The organism is Streptomyces sp. NPDC047028 (assembly GCF_040644095.1).
In the GTDB taxonomy this organism is placed as follows: Bacteria; Actinomycetota; Actinomycetes; order Streptomycetales; family Streptomycetaceae; genus Streptomyces.
On record NZ_JBEYVS010000028.1, the window covers coordinates 1 to 18,596 of the forward strand.

Annotated in this window: 17 protein-coding genes; 10 read left to right on the forward strand and 7 right to left on the reverse strand. The window is 72.4% G+C overall.

Annotated elements, in window-relative coordinates:
* Positions 1 to 96 precede the first annotated feature (96 nt).
* Positions 97 to 576: a nitroreductase family deazaflavin-dependent oxidoreductase gene (locus ABZ854_RS23910; protein WP_361214213.1), complete on the forward strand. Its 480-nt coding sequence runs from the start codon at positions 97 to 99 to the stop codon at positions 574 to 576.
* Positions 577 to 594: 18 nt separating this feature from the next.
* On the opposite strand, the gene ABZ854_RS23915 is transcribed toward ABZ854_RS23910, so the two are convergent.
* A complete protein-coding gene (locus ABZ854_RS23915; protein WP_361214215.1) occupies positions 595 to 1,221 on the reverse strand; it encodes a LysE family translocator in 627 nt (208 codons plus the stop codon).
* Positions 1,222 to 1,303: 82 nt separating this feature from the next.
* Here ABZ854_RS23915 and ABZ854_RS23920 point away from each other — a divergent pair, with 82 nt between their 5' ends.
* Entirely contained in the window at positions 1,304 to 1,768 is a 465-nt protein-coding gene (locus ABZ854_RS23920) for an Lrp/AsnC family transcriptional regulator (protein ID WP_361214217.1), read from the forward strand.
* Positions 1,769 to 1,875: 107 nt separating this feature from the next.
* Here the strand turns inward: ABZ854_RS23920 and ABZ854_RS23925 are convergent, their stop codons facing one another.
* On the reverse strand, positions 1,876 to 2,523 hold the full coding sequence (locus ABZ854_RS23925) for a TetR family transcriptional regulator (protein WP_361214218.1): 648 nt from the start codon (positions 2,521 to 2,523) through the stop codon (positions 1,876 to 1,878).
* A 122-nt stretch (positions 2,524 to 2,645) separates the two neighbouring features.
* Here ABZ854_RS23925 and ABZ854_RS23930 point away from each other — a divergent pair, with 122 nt between their 5' ends.
* From ABZ854_RS23930 to ABZ854_RS23940, 3 genes are all read left to right on the forward strand, one after another.
* Entirely contained in the window at positions 2,646 to 3,494 is an 849-nt protein-coding gene (locus tag ABZ854_RS23930; protein ID WP_361214219.1) for a VOC family protein, read from the forward strand.
* A 211-nt stretch (positions 3,495 to 3,705) separates the two neighbouring features.
* Entirely contained in the window at positions 3,706 to 6,030 is a 2,325-nt protein-coding gene (locus ABZ854_RS23935) for a serine/threonine-protein kinase (protein ID WP_361214221.1), read from the forward strand.
* 103 nt (positions 6,031 to 6,133) lie between these two features.
* Positions 6,134 to 6,679: a hypothetical protein gene (locus ABZ854_RS23940; protein WP_361214223.1), complete on the forward strand. Its 546-nt coding sequence runs from the start codon at positions 6,134 to 6,136 to the stop codon at positions 6,677 to 6,679.
* Positions 6,680 to 6,706: 27 nt separating this feature from the next.
* Here the strand turns inward: ABZ854_RS23940 and ABZ854_RS23945 are convergent, their stop codons facing one another.
* From ABZ854_RS23945 to ABZ854_RS23955, 3 genes are read right to left on the reverse strand one after another with little or no spacing between them, the layout of a single operon-like run.
* Positions 6,707 to 7,498: an enoyl-CoA hydratase/isomerase family protein gene (locus ABZ854_RS23945; RefSeq protein WP_361214225.1), complete on the reverse strand. Its 792-nt coding sequence runs from the start codon at positions 7,496 to 7,498 to the stop codon at positions 6,707 to 6,709.
* A complete protein-coding gene (locus tag ABZ854_RS23950; protein WP_361214227.1) occupies positions 7,483 to 7,890 on the reverse strand; it encodes an OB-fold domain-containing protein in 408 nt (135 codons plus the stop codon). Before ABZ854_RS23950 ends, ABZ854_RS23945 begins: the two co-directional genes overlap by 16 nt.
* Before the next feature lie 5 nt (positions 7,891 to 7,895).
* Positions 7,896 to 9,050, reverse strand: a complete 1,155-nt coding sequence (locus ABZ854_RS23955; protein WP_361214228.1) for a lipid-transfer protein — start codon at positions 9,048 to 9,050, stop codon at positions 7,896 to 7,898.
* Between the two features lie 83 nt (positions 9,051 to 9,133).
* Here ABZ854_RS23955 and ABZ854_RS23960 point away from each other — a divergent pair, with 83 nt between their 5' ends.
* Complete coding sequence (locus tag ABZ854_RS23960) at positions 9,134 to 10,735, forward strand: FadD3 family acyl-CoA ligase (protein WP_361214230.1); 1,602 nt, start codon at positions 9,134 to 9,136, stop codon at positions 10,733 to 10,735.
* A gap of 84 nt (positions 10,736 to 10,819) precedes the next feature.
* Here the strand turns inward: ABZ854_RS23960 and ABZ854_RS23965 are convergent, their stop codons facing one another.
* Together ABZ854_RS23965 and ABZ854_RS23970 are read right to left on the reverse strand one after the other, a co-directional pair.
* The gene (locus tag ABZ854_RS23965; protein WP_361214232.1) at positions 10,820 to 11,029 is read right to left on the reverse strand and encodes a hypothetical protein; all 210 of its coding nucleotides are present in this window, start codon (positions 11,027 to 11,029) and stop codon (positions 10,820 to 10,822) included.
* 200 nt (positions 11,030 to 11,229) lie between these two features.
* Positions 11,230 to 14,193 carry a BTAD domain-containing putative transcriptional regulator gene (locus tag ABZ854_RS23970; protein WP_361214233.1) on the reverse strand — a complete coding sequence of 988 codons (2,964 nt, stop codon included), beginning with the start codon at positions 14,191 to 14,193 and terminating at the stop codon, positions 11,230 to 11,232.
* Between the two features lie 201 nt (positions 14,194 to 14,394).
* Here ABZ854_RS23970 and ABZ854_RS23975 point away from each other — a divergent pair, with 201 nt between their 5' ends.
* From ABZ854_RS23975 to ABZ854_RS23990, 4 genes are all read left to right on the forward strand, one after another.
* Positions 14,395 to 15,654, forward strand: a complete 1,260-nt coding sequence (locus ABZ854_RS23975; RefSeq protein WP_361214235.1) for an amidohydrolase family protein — start codon at positions 14,395 to 14,397, stop codon at positions 15,652 to 15,654.
* On the forward strand, positions 15,651 to 16,574 hold the full coding sequence (locus ABZ854_RS23980) for an LLM class F420-dependent oxidoreductase (protein WP_361214237.1): 924 nt from the start codon (positions 15,651 to 15,653) through the stop codon (positions 16,572 to 16,574). Before ABZ854_RS23975 ends, ABZ854_RS23980 begins: the two co-directional genes overlap by 4 nt.
* Before the next feature lie 9 nt (positions 16,575 to 16,583).
* A complete protein-coding gene (locus ABZ854_RS23985; RefSeq protein WP_361214239.1) occupies positions 16,584 to 17,354 on the forward strand; it encodes an SDR family oxidoreductase in 771 nt (256 codons plus the stop codon).
* 102 nt (positions 17,355 to 17,456) lie between these two features.
* Positions 17,457 to 18,575 carry an LLM class flavin-dependent oxidoreductase gene (locus ABZ854_RS23990; RefSeq protein ID WP_361214241.1) on the forward strand — a complete coding sequence of 373 codons (1,119 nt, stop codon included), beginning with the start codon at positions 17,457 to 17,459 and terminating at the stop codon, positions 18,573 to 18,575.
* The last annotated feature ends 21 nt before the right edge of the window (positions 18,576 to 18,596 follow it).

The following is an 18,596-nucleotide window of genomic DNA, read 5'->3' on the forward strand; positions in this document are numbered from 1 at the left end:
GCCATCTAGGGCAGCCAGCATGAAAACCATCCCTGCCCCACCCGCGCCGTCCCAGAGTCGCGAACTCACGGGACGCACTCAAGAAGGTAGGGCGGTATGACGGGCGCCGTCGGTGTGCGGTTCGTGCAGAAGGTGTCGTCCACCCGGGGGTTCGCGAAGGTCGCCCCGCATGTGGTGCCCGCGCTGGACCGGGCCGTGCACCGGCTCACCCGGGGCCGGGTCCTGCTCAGCGCGCGGATGCTGCCCGGGGTGATCCTCACCTCCACCGGCGCCCGCAGCGGGCAGTCCCGCCGGACCCCGCTGGCCTGCATGCCGGAGGACGGGGACGGCGGCTGGCTGCTGGTCGGCTCCAACTTCGGGCGGACCGGCCACCCCGCCTGGACCCACAATTTGCTGGCCCACCCGGACGCCTCGATCAGCTGGAAGGGCGCGGAGATCCCGGTCACGGCCCGGCGGCTGACCGGGGAGGAACGGGCGGCGGCCTGGCGGGCACTGCTCGCGTTCTGGCCGCCGTACGCCACCTACCAGGCCCGGGTGGAGCGTGAGATCCGGGTGTTCCGGCTCACCCGGCGGTAGTGCCCTCAACCTCGCGGCTCACAGGCGTTCCACCAGCAGCATCGCCCCGATGCCCAGCATGGCCGCGCCCGAGGTGCGGGTGACCGCGCGGGCCGCCGCGGGGCGGGCGGCGAGGAGGGCGCGGGCGAGGAGGCCGACGGTCAGGTAGACGGCGGCGCAGCAGGCCATGTGGAGCAGGCCGAGGCCCGCCGTCTGCACGGGCACGGGCAGGTGGTGGCCGCGCAGGGTCAGGAACTGGGGGAGCACGGAGAAGTAGAGCAGCAGGCCCTTGGGGTTGAGGCCGCTGATCGTCGCGCCCCGCAGGAAGGGCCGGTCCCCGACCGGCTCGGCACCCCCGGGATTCCGGTCGGCCGCGGCGGCCGGGACCGCCGGGCGGCGCAGCACGCTCCAGCCCAGCCACAGCAGGTACCCGGCGCCCGCCACGGTCAGCGCGGTCAGCAGCCGGGGCGAGCCCGCCACCAGGACGGCGAGGCCGGCCGTCGCCAGGACCGTGTGGAGGGCGTAACCCGAGACCAGACCCGCCACCGCGCGCGGCACCGGGCTGCCGCGCAGGGCGGTCGCGATGACGTACGCCCAGTCGGCGCCCGGCACGCACACCAGCAGCAGGTCGAGCGCGAGGAAGGAGAGGAGGTGTGCCGAGTCCATACCGGCGACATTAGGCGTGAATGGCCCGAAAGTGTTGCCTAAGTTTGCTGCCAGGCGGCCGGTGTGGGGAAAGATCTGCCCCATGGACGACGTAGACCGGAAAATCCTTGCCGAGCTGCAACAGGACGGGCGGCTGACCGTGACCGAGCTGGCCGCCCGCGTGCGCCTCAGCGTCTCGCCGTGCCACCGCCGGCTGCGCGAGCTGGAGAGGTCCGGGGCGATCGAGGGCTACCGCGCGGTGGTGGACCCGGCTGCGCTCGGTCTGAACTTCGAGGCGCTGGTGTTCGTCTCCATGCGCCAGGAGGACCGGGACACGGTCGCCGACTTCGAGCGGGCGGTCGGCGAGCTGGAGTACGTGCTGGACGCCCAGCGTCTCTTCGGCGAACCCGACTACCTGCTGCGCGTCGCCACCGCCGACCTCGCCGCCTTCCAGCGGCTCTACGACGACCGGCTGGCGACCCTGCCGGGCGTGCAGCGGCTCACCTCGACCCTGGTGATGAAGCACGTCGTACGGGACCGGCCGCTGCCGGCGGGACGGCAGCCCTGAACGCGGGCGTGCCCCGAGACGCGGCAGGCGGTGGTTCACTCGCGTGAACCACCGCCCGCCAGACAGGACTTGGAATCCGGACAACCCGAAAGGGGAGGAGGCGCCGCCTACTTCGTCGGCTTCTTGCCCGTCACGCCCAGGTGGACCAACAACGCCAGGTTGGGCTTGAGTTCGGCCTGCTTCACACCCCAGGAGGAGAAGCCCTTCTGGTGCGAGGCGACCGCCGCCAGCATCGCGACCAGGGAGCCGGCCACCGCAGCCGGGTTCACGTCCTTGTCGACCCTGCCCTTGGACTGCAGTTCCGCGATGGAGTCGGCGAGGGAGTTGTTCACCGAGTTCAGGATCTTCATCCGGATCTTGTAGAACCGTTTGTCCCCCTCGGCGGCACCGAGGTCGACCACGCGCAGGATCGCGTCGTTCTTTCGCCAGAACTCCAGGAACCCGTCCACGAGTTCCTGCGCGGTCTGCCAGCCCGCCTTGCCGGTCCACGCCCGGCCCGCCAGCAGCTCGGTCAACCCGGCGCCCTCGGTGGCCATTTGCTCGGCGATCTCCAGGACGGCGCCCTCGACGTCCGGGAAGTACTGGTAGAAGGTCGCGGGCGAAGTACCCGCCTTCCGGGCGACATCGATGACCTTGACGTCCCGGTAGGGGGAGGAGCTGAGCATCTCGCTGAGGCAGTCGAGCAGCTTCTGCCGGGTCGCCTGCCCACGCCGGCCGGCCACGCGGCCGTCGACGGTACGCACTTGTCCTGTCATGTCGTCAGCTTACCGAGGGGTGATCGGAGCGCTATTCGGCCGACTGCAAATGGGGTGCACGGGGGTATTGGGGGTGGTGTGCCTGGTCTGCGGGGTGCGCGCGGCCCGGTTACTTTGACGACATGGCCGAAAACAGGGCATCGGGGAATGAAGAGGGGCAAGCGGCGGCGACCGAGGAGAGCGCGACCGGGACCGGGGAGCCGATCGAGCCGCCCGCGGAGGCTTCCGCCGGGCCGCGTACGGAGGCGTCCGCCGTGACTCCCGCCGAGGCGTACGCCGAGGGTGTCCCCTGTTGGGTGGACGCCCAGCTCGCCGACGTGGAAGCGGGCCGGCGGTTCTACGGCGACCTCTTCGGCTGGTCCTTCGAGGAGGCGCACGGGACGTCCGTGTGGGCCCTGCTGGACGGTGAGCCCGTCGCCGCGCTCGCCCCGAAGACGGACGGCCGTATGCCCACCGTCTGGACCGTGTCCTTCGTGACGCCGGACGCGGCCGCCCTGAGCCGGCGGATCACCGCGGCCGGCGGACAGCTCGTGATCCCGCCGACGCCGGTGGGCGAGCTGGGCACCGCCGTTCTCGCCACCGATCCCGAGGGCGCCGTGTTCGGCCTGTGGCAGGCGGGCAGCCATCCCGGATTCGGTCGCCGCCGCGAGGTGGGCACCTTCGTCTGGGCCGAGCTGTACACCCGGGACACCGCCGCGGCCAACGCCTTCTACGGCGACCTCTTCCACGACGCCCTCTTCGGCGAGGGCGCCCGGCCCGACTTCGGCCGCGCCGACGTCACCGACGTCTACCCGCCCGAGATGCCCCCGCACTTCCTCACCCACTTCCGGGTCGCCGACCTCGACGAGGCCCTCGGCGCCGTCCAGCGGCTCGGCGGCCGGGTGCAGGCTCCGCCCTTCGAGACGTCGTACGGACACGTGGCCGTCGTCACCGACAATCAGGGAGCATCGTTCGCACTCCTGCGACGGTGACGCGCACGCGGCGGTGACGCACACCACCGCTCCGGCGGTGCTATGACCGTATCCGTCCTGAGACACCCCGATTAATCACCGGGTTCGCAACCAGCGCCCCGGCCAGGAAGAATCGGGGTGCGTGCCGCCGGGGCGGTGCGGTGGTGAGACGCTGCACTCCGCTCGCGTACATATGTGGGTGGCGCGGCGCGTACGGGGAGGTGGCAGGCAAGTGGTGGATCAGCTGACGCAGCACGATCCGCGGCGGATCGGGCCGTTCGAGGTGCTGGGCCGGCTGGGCGCCGGCGGCATGGGGCTGGTCTATCTCGCACGCTCGGCATCCGGCCGGCGCGTGGCGATCAAGACGGTCCGCACCGAGCTGGCCGAGGACCAGCTGTTCCGCGTCCGCTTCACCCGCGAGGTGGAGGCGGCCCGCGCGGTCTCCGGGTTCTACACCGCGGCCGTGGTCGACGCCGACCCGCGCGCCGCCGTGCCCTGGCTCGCCACCGCGTACGTGCCCGCGCCCTCCCTCGAGGAAATAGTGAACGACTGCGGGCCGCTCCCGGCCCAGGCCGTGCGCTGGCTCGCGGCGGGCGTCGCCGAGGCCCTGCAGTCCATCCACGGCGCCGGCCTGGTCCACCGCGACCTCAAGCCGTCCAACGTGCTCGTCGTCGAGGACGGCCCCCGGGTCATCGACTTCGGCATCGCCTCCGGTGTTTCGAACACCCGTCTGACGATGACGAACGTCGCCGTCGGCACCCCCGCCTACATGTCGCCCGAGCAGGCCAAGGACTCCCGCAGCGTCACCGGCGCCAGCGACGTCTTCTCCCTCGGCTCCATGCTGGTCTTCGCCGCCACCGGCCACCCGCCCTTCCACGGCGCCAACCCGGTCGAGACGGTGTTCATGCTGCTCCGCGAGGGCCCCGACCTCACCGGCCTGCCCGACGAGCTGCGCCCGCTCATCGAGGTCTGCATGCAGATGGAGGCCACCGGACGCCCCAGCCCGGCCGACCTCCAGGCCCAGCTCGCCCCGCACCTCTTCGGCTCCGGCACCGACGACAGCGGCACCGCCTCCGCGTGGCTGCCCGAGAAGGCCGTCGCCCTCATCGAGGCCCGCCGCGGCGGCCGCCCCGCCGTGCGGCCCGCCCCGGCCGGCCCCACCGGCCCGCGCAGCGCCGGCCGGAACCCCGTCCCGCCGCCACCGTCGTACGACCCCGCCCCCGTCGGCGCCCCCGACACCGGCCCCGTCCACCTGGCCGGCGCCAAGGTGCCGATCGGCCCCGGCCCCCGGGTCGCCGACGCCCGCGCCGCCGCCGTCAAGGCGCCCCCGCCGGAAGCCGGCCTGGTCGCCAGCTGGTCCCGCCCCCGCCCCGGCGTGGGCGGCGCCGACCCGGCCGTGGCCGCGCCGCCGCCCCCGGAGACGGCGAGCGGCTGGCGCCCCTGGCGGTTCCGCATGTCCAACGACGTCTGGGGCACCCCGGCCGTCGACGGCGACCTCGTCTACGTCACCTCCTTCGAGGTGCACGCCCTGGACGTGGCCACCGGCCGGCGCCGCTTCAAGACCCGGGACGTCGCCTGGTCGATGGCGGTCGCGGACGGCCGCATCCACGCCTCCGACGGCCCCACCCTGTTCGCCCTGGACGCCCGCGAGGGCGGCGACCTGTGGCGGCTGAACACCGACGGCTGGGTGTACTCCCTGCAGGCCGACCGCGGCACCGTCGTCACCGGCACCCGCGGCGGCGGCGTCCAGGCCTGGGAGGCGTCCGGCGGACAGAAACTGTGGGAGATCAGCGGCTGCCAGACCGACTTCGAGTCCCCCGAGGCCGGGCCCGCCGTCCACGACGGCACCGTCTACGTCTGGCAGGACGCCCGGCTGCGCGCCCTGGAGGCCCGCACCGGCGAGGAACGCTGGTCGTACCCCATCGGTGACGCGGCCTCCTGCGGCGGCGTCCCGGTCCGCATCACCCCGGCCCCCGACGGCTACGTCTACGTCGCCGCCGGCACCCGGGCCCTCGCCGTCGACGTGGCCAGCGGCAGGGTGCGCTGGCACTTCGAGGCCCCCGCGGTCTTCCTGTGCCCGCCCGCGTTCACCCCCGGCCCGGCCGTGACCGGCGGCGGCATCTACCTCGCGGACTACCTCGGCACCGTCTACGCCCTCGACGCCACCGACGGCCGCGACCGCTGGCGCATCGCCACCGAGTCCCGTGCCTCGATCGAACCGGTGCTGGTGGCCGCGGGCCACGTCCACGTCGGCAGCGGCAAGGGTCTCTACACCCTGGACGCCGTCACCGGCACCCCCAAGTGGCGCTTCCAGGCCGGCGGAGACGTCGTCGGCGCCCCCTCGGTCGCCGAGGGCCGCATCCACTTCGGCTCCACCGACCACCTCCTCTACACCCTCAAGGCCGACGACGGCCGGCTCCGCTGGAAGCTCGCCACGGGCGGCGAGATCACCGGCTCGCCCGTCGTCAGGGACGGGGTGGTGTACGCGTGCAGCAAGGACCGCTGCGTGTACGCCCTGGACGCGGAGAAGGGCACGGGCACGGCACGTACGACGTGACGCCGGGCCGGGGGAGGCCGTACCACCCGGCCTCCCCGCGCCGAGTACCCGATGGTCGCCGCGCGGTGACATGGTCGTGACACCCCATCGCTAGCCTTCCCACATGCAACGACGTGGTCAGACTCTCAAGCTCGCAGCGGTGTCGTCCCTGGTCGTCCTCGCCCTGACCGGCTTCACGAGCCGCCACCACAGTCACGGGCACGGCGGAGGCGGCGGTTGCAGCAGCTCCCACCAGGACCACGACACCGTCACGCACCACCACTACTACGACGACGATGACGACGACTACACCGGCGGGAGCACCTCCTCCGGCACCGGCGGCTACACCAGCACCCCCACGCCGACCGGCACCGACAGCGCCACGGACGTCACCGCCCAACTGATCAGCTGCGCCACGGAGAAGGCCCCGTACGCCACCGTCGAGGTCACCAACGCGGGCTCCACCGGAGGCGACTACACCGTGCACGTCGACTTCGAGGACGCGCACGGCACGACCGTCGCCCAGAACGACGCCACCGTCACCGTGCCCGCCTACGACTCCGCCCGCGTGCGCGTGAAGCTCTCCGACACGGCCGGCGTCAGCACGGCCGGGCTCGCCGCGAAGGTCGACCACTGCGCGCTCGACCCGGAGGTACGGCCGGCCGCCTGACACCGGCCGCGGCCGTCACCGCGGCCGTCACCGCGTCCGGAAGCCGCCGCCCCGCCGCCGTCCGGCGAACAACTCGGCCTGCCGCTCGGTCGGCAGGTTCCCCAGCGCGATGAGCGCCGGGGCCTCGGCGAACCCCCGCTCCCGGGCCGCCCCCTTGGCCGCCCACAGGGCCCGCACGGTCCCCTGGACCCCCTCCGCCGGATACCCGGCGATCACCTCCGCGCAGCCGACCGCCGCCGCCAACGCACCGCTCGCCCCGGTCACTTCCGACACCAGCCCCACCTGATGCGCCCGCTCGGCGGTCATCCGCTCGGCGGTGCCCATCAGCACCATGCGGGCGACCTCCCCGTACGGCATCCGCTGGGCCATCAGCACCGACTCGTAGGCGCTGACCATGCCGTAGGCGGTGTGCGGGTCGAAGAACGTGGCGGTGCTGTCGGCGACGACGAAGTCCGACTCCCCGAGGAGGTAGAACGCGCCGCCGCAGGCCATCCCGCGCACGGCGGCCACCACCGGCTTCCACAGACCGCACGCCTTCGGCCCGATCCCGAGCAGCGGATCGTCCGCCATGTACGGCGACGACGGCTGCGGCACGACCACGTCCCGGTCGATCCCCGTACAGAAGGCCCGCTCCCCGGCGCCGGTGAGCACGACGGCCCGCACCCGGTCGTCGAACCGCAACGCGCCCCAGATCTCGCCGAGTTCGCGGACCATCTCCAGATCGACGGCGTTGAGCCGCCCGGGCCGGTCCAGGGTGACGACGGCGACACCGGAGTCCTCGTCGACGTCCAGGCGAACGGTCTTCACGACAGTACCCATTGCGGCGTCCCGTCCGCGAACACCACATGCACCCGCGCCCCGATCCGGACCCGCTCGGGACCAACGGAGTCGAGCCCGGCCCCGGCCCGCTCCACCAGGTTTCCCACGAGCCGTATCCGGGGCGCGTCCTCCAGTTCCACGACGACCACGTGGTACGGCGCCTGCTCCGCGTACTCGGGCAGCAGTGGTGGATGCGGCACGACGTACGACCACACCCTGCCCCGCCCCGAGACCGGCCGCCACTCGCTCGCGAAGGACTGGCAGTGCGGGCAGCACGGCCGGGGCGGGAAGCGGGCCTCGCCGCAGTCGGAGCAGGTCTGGACGCGCAGTTCGCCACGTGCGGCGTACTCCCAGAAGGGCGCGCCGTCGGCGTCGGTGACGGGCTTCAGCATGCGGCTCAGCTCCTCAGCAGCAGGGCGGAGGTGGGCACACCCTCGCCGGCGGTGACCAGACAGGTGGTGGCGCCCGGGACCTGCGCGGTACTCGTGCCGCGCAGTTGCTTCACGCCCTCGTTGATCAGGTTGAAGCCGTGCACGTACGCCTCGGACAGTCCGCCGCCCCCGGTGTTGAGGGGCAGCCGGCCCCCGATCTCCAGCGCGCCCTGCTCGGTGAACGCCCCGCCCTCGCCCCGGCCGCAGAAGCCGTACCCCTCCAGGGAGAGCGGTACGAGGGCGGTGAAGGCGTCGTAGATCTGGGCCACGTCGACGTCGTCCGGGGTGACGTCGGCGTGCTTCCACAGGTGCCGGGCGGCGGTCCAGGCGGGACCGGTGAGGGGGTCGTCGTTCCAGTAGTTGACCATGCCGTGGTGCTGGGCGGGCAGCCCCTGGGCGGCGGAGTGGACGTACACGGGCCGCTGCCGGCAGTCCCGCGCCCGCTCCCGGCTGACGATCACGCAGGCCAGCGCGCCGTCCGTCTCCAGGCAGTTGTCGAAGAGGCAGAGCGGCTCGCTGATCCACCGGGAGGTCATGTACATCTCGCGGGTGAGCGGCCGTTCGTACATCACCGCCGCCGGGTTCTGGTTGGCCCGGTTGCGGCAGGCGAGGGCGACGTTGAAGAGGTGGTCGCGGGTGGCGCCGTACTCGTGCATGTAGCGGCGGGCCAGCATCGCTATCTCGTCGGCGGGCCGCAGCAGCCCGAAGGGCCGGGTCCACTGTCCCGGAGTGGGCAACTGCACGGCCGTGTTGGTCCACGGGCGGGCTCCGCTGCCCCGTTTCCGGGACCGCCAGGCGACCCCGACCGTGGCCTGTCCGGCGGCGATGGCCGCGGCCAGGTGGGCGACGGTGGCACACGAACCCCCGCCCCCGTAGCCGACCTTGCTGAAGAAGGTGAGGTCCCCGAACCCGACCGCCTTGGCCAGCTCGACCTCGTCCGTCTCCTCCATCGTGTAGGAGGCCAGGGCGTCGACCTCGCCGGGCGCGATCCCCGCGTCGTCCAGGGCGGCGAGCACGGCACGGCAGGCCAGGGTCCTCTCGTCCTCGGCCAGTCGCCTGGCGAACGCTGTCTGTCCGATCCCGACGATCGCGGTGGCGTCTTTGAGCCCCGGTCCGGCCATGGGTGCACCTGCCTTCCTCTCCTGACAGATCGTCAGGTTACAGCTAATCTGACGGTCAGTCAGCTACACCGGAGGGGGCTGCGATGAACGACTGGGGCACCATCCCGGGCCTGGTACGGCACTCGGCCGAGCGGTACGGGGACACCGAGGCGGTGGTCGACGGCCGGACGAGGATCACGTACGCCGAACTCGGCGCCCGCGTCGAACGCGCCACCGCGGCCTGCCTCGCCCACGGCGTACGGATCGGCGACCGCGTCGCCGTCTGGGCCCCCAACTCCCTCGACTGGATCACCGCCGCCCTCGGCGCGGTCTGTGCCGGCGCCGTCCTCGTCCCCCTCAACACCCGCTTCAAGGGGGCCGAGGCGACGGACGTCCTGCGCAGGAGCGGGGCGAGGCTGCTGTTCGTGACGGGAACGTTCCTGGGTACGTCGTACGTGGCGGCGCTGCGGAGGGCGGCGGGACCCGCGGAGGGCGAGGGGCGGCCCTTGCGTGAACTCCCCGCCCTGGAAAGGATCGTGGTCCTCTCGGGCGACGCGCCGCGGACCTTCCTCACCTGGAAGGACTTCCTGGCGGCGGGGGAGGCGGTCGGACCCGTCGAAGTACTGCGACGCACCGCGGCCCTGACCCCGGACTCCCTCTCCGACATCATCTTCACCTCGGGCACGACCGGCCGCCCCAAGGGCGCGATGATCACGCACGGCCAGACCCTGAGGGCGTACGACATCTGGGCCGAGCTGGCGGGGCTGCGCGCCGACGACCGCTACCTCATCGTGAACCCGTTCTTCCACACCTTCGGCTACAAGGCGGGTGTCCTGGCCTGCCTGATGCGCGGGGCGACGATGATCCCGCAGCCGGTGTTCGACGTGGAGACGGCACTGGCGAACATCGCCGCCGAACGCGTCTCGGTCCTCCCGGGCCCCCCGACCCTCCACCAGTCCCTCCTGGACCACCCCTCCCGCGACGCCCACGACCTCTCGGCCCTGCGCCTGGTGGTGACCGGCGCCGCGGTCGTCCCGCTCCATCTCGTGGAACGCCTCCGCCACGAACTCGGCGTCGATACCGTCCTCACCGCCTACGGCCTCTCCGAGGCGAGCGGCATCGTCACGATGTGCCGGCGCGGCGACCCCGCGAAGGTGATCGCCTCCACGTCGGGCCGAGCGATCCCGGGCACGGAGCTACGCCTGGTGGACGGGGCCGGTCTTCCGGTGCCCCCCGGCACCACGGGCGAGATCCTCACCCGCGGCTTCACCGTCATGCGCGGCTACTACGAGGACGCCTCCGCCACCGCCGAGGTCATCACCCCGGACGGCTGGCTGCACACCGGCGACGTCGGTGTCCTGGACGACGCGGGCAACCTGCGCGTCACCGACCGGATCAAGGACATGTTCATCGTCGGCGGCTTCAACGCCTACCCGGCGGAGATAGAGCAACTCCTCGGCACCCACCCCGACGTGGCCGACGTGGCGGTGGTCGGCATCCCCGACCCCCGCCTCGGCGAGGTGGCCAAGGCCTACGTCGTCCGCCGCCCCGGCTCCCTGCTCACCGCCCCCGACCTCACCGCCTGGTCCCGCCGCGAAATGGCCAACTACAAGGTCCCGAGAGCAGTGGAGTTCGTCCCGACCCTCCCGAGAAACGCGAGCGGCAAGGTCCTGAAGGGGGAGCTGCGGAAAGTGCGCCGCTCCTGACCCCGGACACAGCTCGGCCGCGGCGGCTCCCCCTCCGCGCCGCCGCGGCCGATCCCCCGTCGTTCGTGGAAGTGTGTGGACGTGCTACGCCTTCTCGGTGCCGGCGTGGTTCTCCAGGGTCTTGACGATGTTCTCCTGGACGAGACCGGCGTGGTTCTCGAGCGGCTTTATGGTCCCGCCGTCCGTGGTGCCGCCGGCGTGGTTCTCCAGCGGGTCGACGGTGGAGCCGTCGTCCGGGCTGCCGGCGTGGTTCTCCAGCGTGCTGATCTTGTGCTTCGGCGAGGTCTCGCTCATCGTCGGCAACTTCCTTCGCGTCGTAAGGTGATGGGCCCGCCCGGCGACTCCCCCGAGGGCCTCCGGACGGGCGTCAAGGCCGTTCACCCTAACGGTGGGGCCGAGTGCCGGGACCGTCTGCCCCCCGACGCGACGGACCGGCACTGATGAGAATGACGGGCGGCGATAAACAAACAATGAACGGCGCCCTCCGGTGACCGTCAGGCCGCGGTGGCGGGGCGCAGCAGCGCCCTCACCTGCTCGGCCTCGGCCGCCCCGAACTTCTCGTGCACGGTCAGGGCCTCGCTCCAGCAGGCGCGGGCCCGGTCGGTCTGACCGAGCCGGTCGAGGGCCTGGCCCAGTACGGTGAGGACGTTGGCCCGCATCCAGTCGCCCCCGATGACCTGGAGGGCCAGGGCCTGCTCGGCGTGGCGTGCCGCCTGCGCCGCCTGCCCGGCGCCCAGATGGGCCTCGGAGATACGGAAGTTGGCCGTGCCCTCCCAGAGCCGCTGCCGGTTCTCCTGGAACAGCCGCAGGGCCTCCTGGAGTTGTTCGAGGGCCTCCGGGCGCCGGCCGGCGGCGCTCAGCGCGATACCGAGGGCGAGCCGGGCGTTGGCGACCCGCAGGGTCAGGCCGAGCTGGTCGTATATCGCCAGGCCCCGCCTCGCCAGTTCGACGGCGCTGGTCAGCCGCCCGAGTTTGACGTGGATCCGGGACAGGTTGCACAGCGCGCTGGCCTCGCCCGGCAGGTTGCCGTCCGCGCGGTAGTTGGCGATGGCCTCCTGGAGGTGCCGTTCGCCGTCGTCGTTGCGCCCCTGGTAGAGGGCGATGATCCCGCGGTCGTTGGGAGCCCAGCAGCAGGGCGCGAGGTCACCCGCCTCCTGTGCGCACAGGATGGCCAGCCGGGCCTCCTCGTCGGCCTGGGTGAACCGGTCGGAGACCAGGAGCGCGTTGGTCAGCGCGGTGCGCGCACGGCCCTCGGCGCGGCGGTCGCCGGCCTCCTCGGCGGTGTCCCGCAGGGCGATCGCGGTGCTCTCGTACTGGTGGGAGTTGGCTCCGGACTCGGTGAGGTCCTTGGCGACCCACAGCAGGTCCACCGCCCGGCGCAGCATGCCGTGTCCCGCGCCCTGGCGCACGCAGGCAAGGAGGCAGTCGCCCTCCGCGTACAGCCAGTCCACGGCGGCCTTGGGGCCGGTGAAGGCCAGCCCCGGGTACTCCGTGGCCTCCAGGTGGTCCACCAGGCGGTCACCGGGGCGTTCGATGGCGTACACCCCGGCGGCCGTCGCCAGGTAGAAGTCCAGCAGCCGCGACAGTGCCGCGTCCCGTTCGCTGGGGGGCTGTTCGTCGCGTTCGGCGCAGGAGCGGGCGTAGAGGCGGACGAGGTCGTGGAATCGGTAGCGGCCGGGGGCGGCGGACTCCAGGAGGGAGGTGTCGACCAGGGACTCCAGGAGGTCCTCGGTGTCCTCCGGGGGGAGGTCGAGGACGGCCGCGGCGGCGGCGAGGGACATGTCGGGGCCGTCGGCGAGGCCCAGCAGGCGGAAGGCGCGGGCCTGGGCCGGCTCCAGCTGGCCGTAGCCGAGTTCGAAGGTGGCCTTGACGGCGAGGTCGCCGGCCTGGAGTTCGTCGAGGCGGCGGCGTTCGTCGGCGAGCTTGGCGGCGAGGACGGAGACGGTCCAGGTGCGGCGGGCCGCCAGCCGGGAGGCGGCGATGCGGATGGCGAGGGGCAGGAAGCCGCAGGCGGCGACCACGTCGAGGGCGGCCTCGCGTTCGGCGGCGACCCGCTCCTCGCTGACGATCTTCGTGAAGAGGGCCAGCGCCTCGTCGGGGGACATCACGTCCAGGTCGACCAGGTGGGCGCCGGCCAGGTCCACCATGCGCACGCGGGAGGTGACCAGGGCCGCGCAGCCCTCCATGCCGGGCAGCAGCGGCCGTACCTGGGCGGCGTCCTTGGCGTTGTCCAGCAGGACCAGGACCCGGCGGCCGTCGAGGACCGAGCGGTAGAGGGCGGCCCGCTCCTCCAGGGAGTCGGGTATCGCGGAGTCCGCGGTGCCGAGGGCGCGCAGGAACGAGCCGAGGACCGTCTCCGGTTCGGCGGGGCGGTGGCCGGCGCCCTGGAGGTCGACGTAGAGCTGGCCGTCGGGGAAGGCGGTGCGGGCCCGGTGGGCGACGTGCACGGCGAGGGTCGTCTTGCCGACGCCGCCGATCCCGGCGAGCGCGGACACGGCCATCACGCGGCCCTCCGCCTCGGACGCCGACGCCAGCACCTCGCTCAGCTCGTCCACGACGGCGCTGCGTCCGGTGAAGTCGGGTACGGAGGCCGGGAGCTGGGCCGGGCGGACGGGGACCCGGGCGGGTTCCGCGACGGGTGCCGAGGGTGCGGCGAGGGCGGGGTCGGCCTGGAGGATGCGCTGCTGGAGTTCGCTCAGTCCGGGGCGCGGGTCGACGCCCAGCTCCTCGGCGAGTAGGCGGCGGGTGTCGGCGTAGACGGCGAGGGCCTCGGCCTGGCGGCCGCTGCGGTACAGCGCCAGCATGAGGAGTTCGCGCAGGCGCTCGCGCAGCGGCTGGGCGGCGGTCAGCGCCGTCAGCTCGGAGACCGCCTCGGCGTGGCAGCCCTGCTCCAAATCCATGTCCAGGCGGGATTCGAGGAGTTGGAGCCGCCATTCCTCCAGGCGGACCCGCTGGGCGTCGGCGTACGGGCCGGGTATGCCGGCCAGCGCCTCGCCGTCCCACAGGCCGAGTGCACGGCTCAGCAGCTCCCGGGCGTGGGTCAGGTCACCGGCGCCCCGAGCCTTCTCCGCCCCGGCCGCCAGCTCCTGCGCCGCCGCCAGGTCCAGCGCGTCCTCGCCGAGACCCCGGACCGCGTAGCCCCCGGACTCGCTGACCAGGACGCCGCGGTCGAGCACCTTGCGCAGCCGGGAGGCGTACGTCCGCACCGCGGCCAGTGCCTGGGAGGGCGGCTCGGTGCCCCACAGGGCGTCGATCAGCTCGGCCGCCGTGGCCGTACGGCCCTCGCGCAGCAGCAGGGCGGCGAGCAGGGCACGCTGCTGGGGGGAGCCGGTGTTCAGCGCCTCCTCGCCGTGCCAGGCCCGCACCGGACCGAGCACGCTGAAGCGCGCCGCCACCGGATCCGTGGCGTTCACGGATCCGGGACGCCGCTGCTCCGGCACTCGCGGCCCATCGTCCATGCGTTCGCCCCCCTGGGTGTCACGAACAACTCCGCCAGTTTGCCTTGTTCAGGGCGGTTGCGTCAGCCGTGCGAGACACCGATCACAGCCAGGCACACGGGAGTCCACAAGGCCCTCACACGCTCTCCGCACCCGCGGGGGCGGCCGGGAGGGCCGAACCGCTAGCTGACGCCCCGTCAGATCGGCGCTACCGTGAGCGTCATGGACACCGACACCACCGGCACGACCGACGGCTCCGCCTTCCCGCTGATCATCTCCGTCGACGACCACACGGTCGAGCCCGCCACCGTGTGGCAGGACCGGCTGCCGAAGAAGTACCTGGACACCGGGCCCCGCACGGTCCGCGCCCCGGTCAGGGAAATGACCTTCCTCGGCGGGCACTTCAGGCCCGTCATGGGCGACCCGGGCAGCACCGGTGACGGTCCCGTCGGCGACTGGTGGGTCTACGAGGACCTGCACCGCCCCCTCACCCGCCTCGACACCGCCGTCGGCTACGGCAGGGACGAGATCAAGCTGGAGGTCATCACCTACGAGCAGATGCGCCCGGGGTCGTACGACGTGCCGCAGCGCCTGGCCGACATGGACGTCAACCACGTTCAGTCCGCGCTCTGCTTCCCCACCTTCCCCCGGTTCTGCGGCCAGACCTTCACCGAGGCCCGCGACAAGGAGCTCGCGCTGCTGTGCGTGCGCGCCTACAACGACTGGATGGTGGAGGAGTGGTGCGGCCCCGAGGCGCACGGCCGGCTCATCCCGCTCACCCTGATCCCCCTGTGGGACGCGGAGCTGGCCGCCGCCGAGGTCCGGCGCAACGCCGCGCGCGGGGTCCGGGCCGTCGCCTTCTCCGAGATACCCCCGCACCTGGGCCTGCCGTCCGTCCACGGCGACGACTGGGACCCCTTCCTCGCCGCCTGCGCCGAGACTGGCACGGTCGTCGCCATGCACATCGGCTCCAGCAGCCGTATGCCCAGCACCTCCCCGGACGCACCGCCCGCCGTCGGCTCCACCATCACCTTCGCCAACTGCTGCTTCTCGATGGTCGACTGGCTGATGAGCGGCAAGTTCGAACGCTTCCCGGGTCTGAAGGTGATGTACGCGGAGGGCCAGGTCGGCTGGATCCCGTACATCCTGGAGCGCGCCGACGTGGTGTGGGAGGAGAACCGGGGCTGGGGCGGGGTCGCCGACAAGGTGCACCGGCCGCCGTCCGAACTCTTCGCCGACCATGTCCACGGCTGCTTCTTCGACGACGCCTTCGGGCTGCGCAACCTCGACGCGATCGGCGTCGGGAACGTGCTGTACGAGACCGACTACCCGCACTCCGACTCCACCTGGCCGAAGTCCCGGGAGGTCGGCGAGGCGCAGATGGGGCACCTCCCGGCGGACGTGGTGGAACGGATCGTCCGGGGCAACGCCATCGACCTGCTCGGCCTCACCGAGGACGGCCTCTGGCAGGGGTCCCGGTGAGCCTGGCGTACGGCATCCAGCTGCCCGTGCAGTCCCAGAGCACCCTCTACACGGAGGGCTGGGAGGCCGCCGCCGGGGCCGCCGACCTGGTCGAGGTGGCCCGCGCCGTGGACCGGGCCGGCTTCGCCTACCTCGCGGTCTGCGACCACGTGGTGATCCCGCGCCGGCTCGCGCCCGCGATGAGCACGGTCTGGTACGACCCCGTCGCCACCCTCGCGCACCTCGCGGCCGTGACCGGCCGGGTGCGGCTGCTCAGTCATGTGGCCGTCGTCGCCCTGCGGCACCCCCTCCTCAGCGCCAAGCAGTACGCCACCCTCGACCACCTCTCCGGCGGCCGCCTGATCCTCGGGGTCGGGGCGGGGCACGTGCGCGAGGAGTTCGAGGTGCTCGGCGTCGACTTCGGGCGGCGCGGGGCGCTGCTCGACGAGACGATCGACGCGCTGCGGGCGGCCCTCGGGGAGGAGGAGTTCCCCGAACACCACGGGGGCTTCTTCGACTTCGCCGGCCTCGGGCAGCGGCCCCGGCCCACGCAGACGGCCGTACCGGTGTGGGTGGGCGGTTCGTCCCCCGCCGCCGTGCGCCGGGCCGCGCTGAAGGGCGACGGCTGGCTGCCGCAGGGGGACCCGCGGGACCGGCTGCCCGGACAGATCGCGAAGCTGCGCGCGCTCCGCGAGGAGGCCGGTGTCAAGGAGCCCCTCACCGTCGGTGCGATCACCGAGCCCCTGTACGTCGGCACCGCCGGCTGGGACGTCGGGCGGCGCACCCTCACCGGGCCGCCGGAAGAGATCGCCGAGTCGCTGCGGGCGTACCGCGCGATGGGCGTGGACCAGATACAGGTGCGGTTCCGCAGCCGGAACCGTGACGAACTCATTGACCAGATCGCCGTGTTCGGGGCGGCAGTCGCGCCCGAACTGGACTGAGGAGTCGGCATGGGCAAGCTGGACGGGCGGGTCGTCCTCATCACCGGGGCGGCACGCGGGCAGGGCGAGCAGGAGGCGCGGCTGTTCCGGCAGGAGGGCGCGCGGGTCGTCGTCGCGGACGTGCTGGACGACCTCGGGGAGGCGCTGGCCAAGGAGATCGGCGCGCTCTACGTCCACCTCGACGTGGGCACGGAGGACGGCTGGCGGGAGGCCGTCGCGGCCGTCAAGGAGGCCTACGGCCGGATCGACGGGCTGGTCAACAACGCCGGCATCCTGCGCTTCAACGCCCTCGTCGACACCCCGCTGGACGAGTTCATGCAGGTCGTCCAGGTCAACCAGGTGGGCTGCTTCCTCGGCATGAAGACGGTGGCGCCCGAGATGGAGGACGGCGGCACGATCGTCAACACCGCCTCCTACACGGCGGTCACCGGGATGCCGGCCGTCGGCACGTACGCCGCGACCAAGCACGCCGTGCTCGGGCTGACCAGGGTCGCCGCGATGGAGCTGGCGGGCCGCCGCATCCGGGTCAACGCCGTGTGCCCCGGGGCCATCGACACCCCCATGTCCAACCCGGCCCGACTCGACCCGGACGCCGACCCCGAGGAGATGAGCCGCGCCCTGGACCAGCTGTACCGCAAGCTCGTGCCGCTCGGCCGGGTCGGGCAGCCGGAGGAGGTGGCCAGGCTCGCCCTCTTCCTCACCTCGGACGACTCCTCGTACATCACGGGGCAGCCGTTCGTGATCGACGGGGGGTGGCTGGCGGGGGTCAGTGTCATCTGACTGCCAGTCAGCTATTGACGGTGGCTGCGGCCGGTGCGACAGTCGGCCGACAGGCTGAAACTGACGGTACGTCAGAAAACTCACTCGGGACGGTGAACCGCCTTGGAATTCGGGCTCTTTGTACAGGGATACGTGGGCAAGCGCGCCGAGACCGACCCGCTCGCCGAGCACAAGGCACTGATGGAGGAGACCGAGTACGTCATCCAGGCGGACACGTCCGGCTTCAAGTACGCCTGGGCCTCCGAGCACCACTTCCTGGAGGAGTACTCGCACCTCTCCGCCAACGACGTCTTCCTCGGCTACCTCGCCCACGCCACCGAACGCATCCACCTCGGCTCCGGCATCTTCAACCCGCTGGCCCAGGTCAACCACCCGGTGAAGGTCGCCGAGAAGGTCGCCATGCTCGACCACCTCAGCGAGGGCCGCTTCGAGTTCGGCAGCGGGCGCGGCGCAGGCTCGCACGAGATCCTCGGGTTCCTGCCGGGCATCACCGACATGAACTACACCAAGGAGATCTGGGAAGAGACCATCGCCGAGTTCCCCAAGATGTGGCTCCAGGACGAGTACGCGGGCTTCCAGGGCAAGCACTGGCAGCTCCCGCCGAGGAAGGTCCTGCCCAAGCCGTACGGCAAGTCCCACCCCGCGATGTGGTACGCCGCCGGCTCCCCGCCCTCGTACGCCATGGCCGCGAAGAAGGGCCTCGGCGTCCTCGGCTTCAGCATCCAGAAGGTCTCCGACATGGAGTGGGTGCTGGAGCAGTACAAGACGGCCGTCGTCGACGCGGAGCCCGTCGGTGACTTCGTCAACGACAACGTCATGGTGACGACGACCGCGATCTGCGCGCCGACGCACGACGAGGCGATCGAGATCGCGGTCAACGGGGGGCTGCACTACCTGCCGTCGCTGGTCTTCCGGTACCACGACACGTTTCCTCGTCCCGAGGGGTTCCCGGTGTGGCCGGAGACGCTGCCGCGGTACACGCCGGAGTTCGTGGAGCTGCTCATCGAGGAGGAGCTGCTGATCTGCGGGGATCCGGACGAGGTGTTGCGGCAGTGCAAGAGGTGGGAGCAGGCCGGGGCGGATCAGTTGTCGTTCGGGTTGCCGGTGGGGGTGCCGAAGGAGGAGACGTTGCAGACGATCCGGTTGATCGGGGAGAAGGTCATTCCGGAGATCGACACGGATCCTGTGCATCGGACTTCGCGGTTCCGGGCGGCTGTGTGAGCGCCGTTGGCGAGTGCGGGT

Bases quoted from the DNA above. Each gene is read 5' to 3' on its own strand.
- ABZ854_RS23925 (WP_361214218.1), bottom strand. From the start codon at position 2,523: ATGACAGGACAAGTGCGTACCGTCGACGGCCGCGTGGCCGGCCGGCGT.
- ABZ854_RS23910 (WP_361214213.1), top strand. From the start codon at position 97: ATGACGGGCGCCGTCGGTGTGCGGTTCGTGCAGAAGGTGTCGTCCACC.
- ABZ854_RS23960 (WP_361214230.1), top strand. From the start codon at position 9,134: ATGAACGACTGGGGCACCATCCCGGGCCTGGTACGGCACTCGGCCGAG.
- ABZ854_RS23930 (WP_361214219.1), top strand. From the start codon at position 2,646: ATGGCCGAAAACAGGGCATCGGGGAATGAAGAGGGGCAAGCGGCGGCG.
- ABZ854_RS23970 (WP_361214233.1), bottom strand. From the start codon at position 14,193: ATGGACGATGGGCCGCGAGTGCCGGAGCAGCGGCGTCCCGGATCCGTG.
- ABZ854_RS23950 (WP_361214227.1), bottom strand. From the start codon at position 7,890: ATGCTGAAGCCCGTCACCGACGCCGACGGCGCGCCCTTCTGGGAGTAC.
- ABZ854_RS23975 (WP_361214235.1), top strand. From the start codon at position 14,395: ATGGACACCGACACCACCGGCACGACCGACGGCTCCGCCTTCCCGCTG.
- ABZ854_RS23985 (WP_361214239.1), top strand. From the start codon at position 16,584: ATGGGCAAGCTGGACGGGCGGGTCGTCCTCATCACCGGGGCGGCACGC.
- ABZ854_RS23920 (WP_361214217.1), top strand. From the start codon at position 1,304: ATGGACGACGTAGACCGGAAAATCCTTGCCGAGCTGCAACAGGACGGG.
- ABZ854_RS23940 (WP_361214223.1), top strand. From the start codon at position 6,134: ATGCAACGACGTGGTCAGACTCTCAAGCTCGCAGCGGTGTCGTCCCTG.
- ABZ854_RS23915 (WP_361214215.1), bottom strand. From the start codon at position 1,221: ATGGACTCGGCACACCTCCTCTCCTTCCTCGCGCTCGACCTGCTGCTG.
- ABZ854_RS23945 (WP_361214225.1), bottom strand. From the start codon at position 7,498: ATGGGTACTGTCGTGAAGACCGTTCGCCTGGACGTCGACGAGGACTCC.
- ABZ854_RS23965 (WP_361214232.1), bottom strand. From the start codon at position 11,029: ATGAGCGAGACCTCGCCGAAGCACAAGATCAGCACGCTGGAGAACCAC.
- ABZ854_RS23955 (WP_361214228.1), bottom strand. From the start codon at position 9,050: ATGGCCGGACCGGGGCTCAAAGACGCCACCGCGATCGTCGGGATCGGA.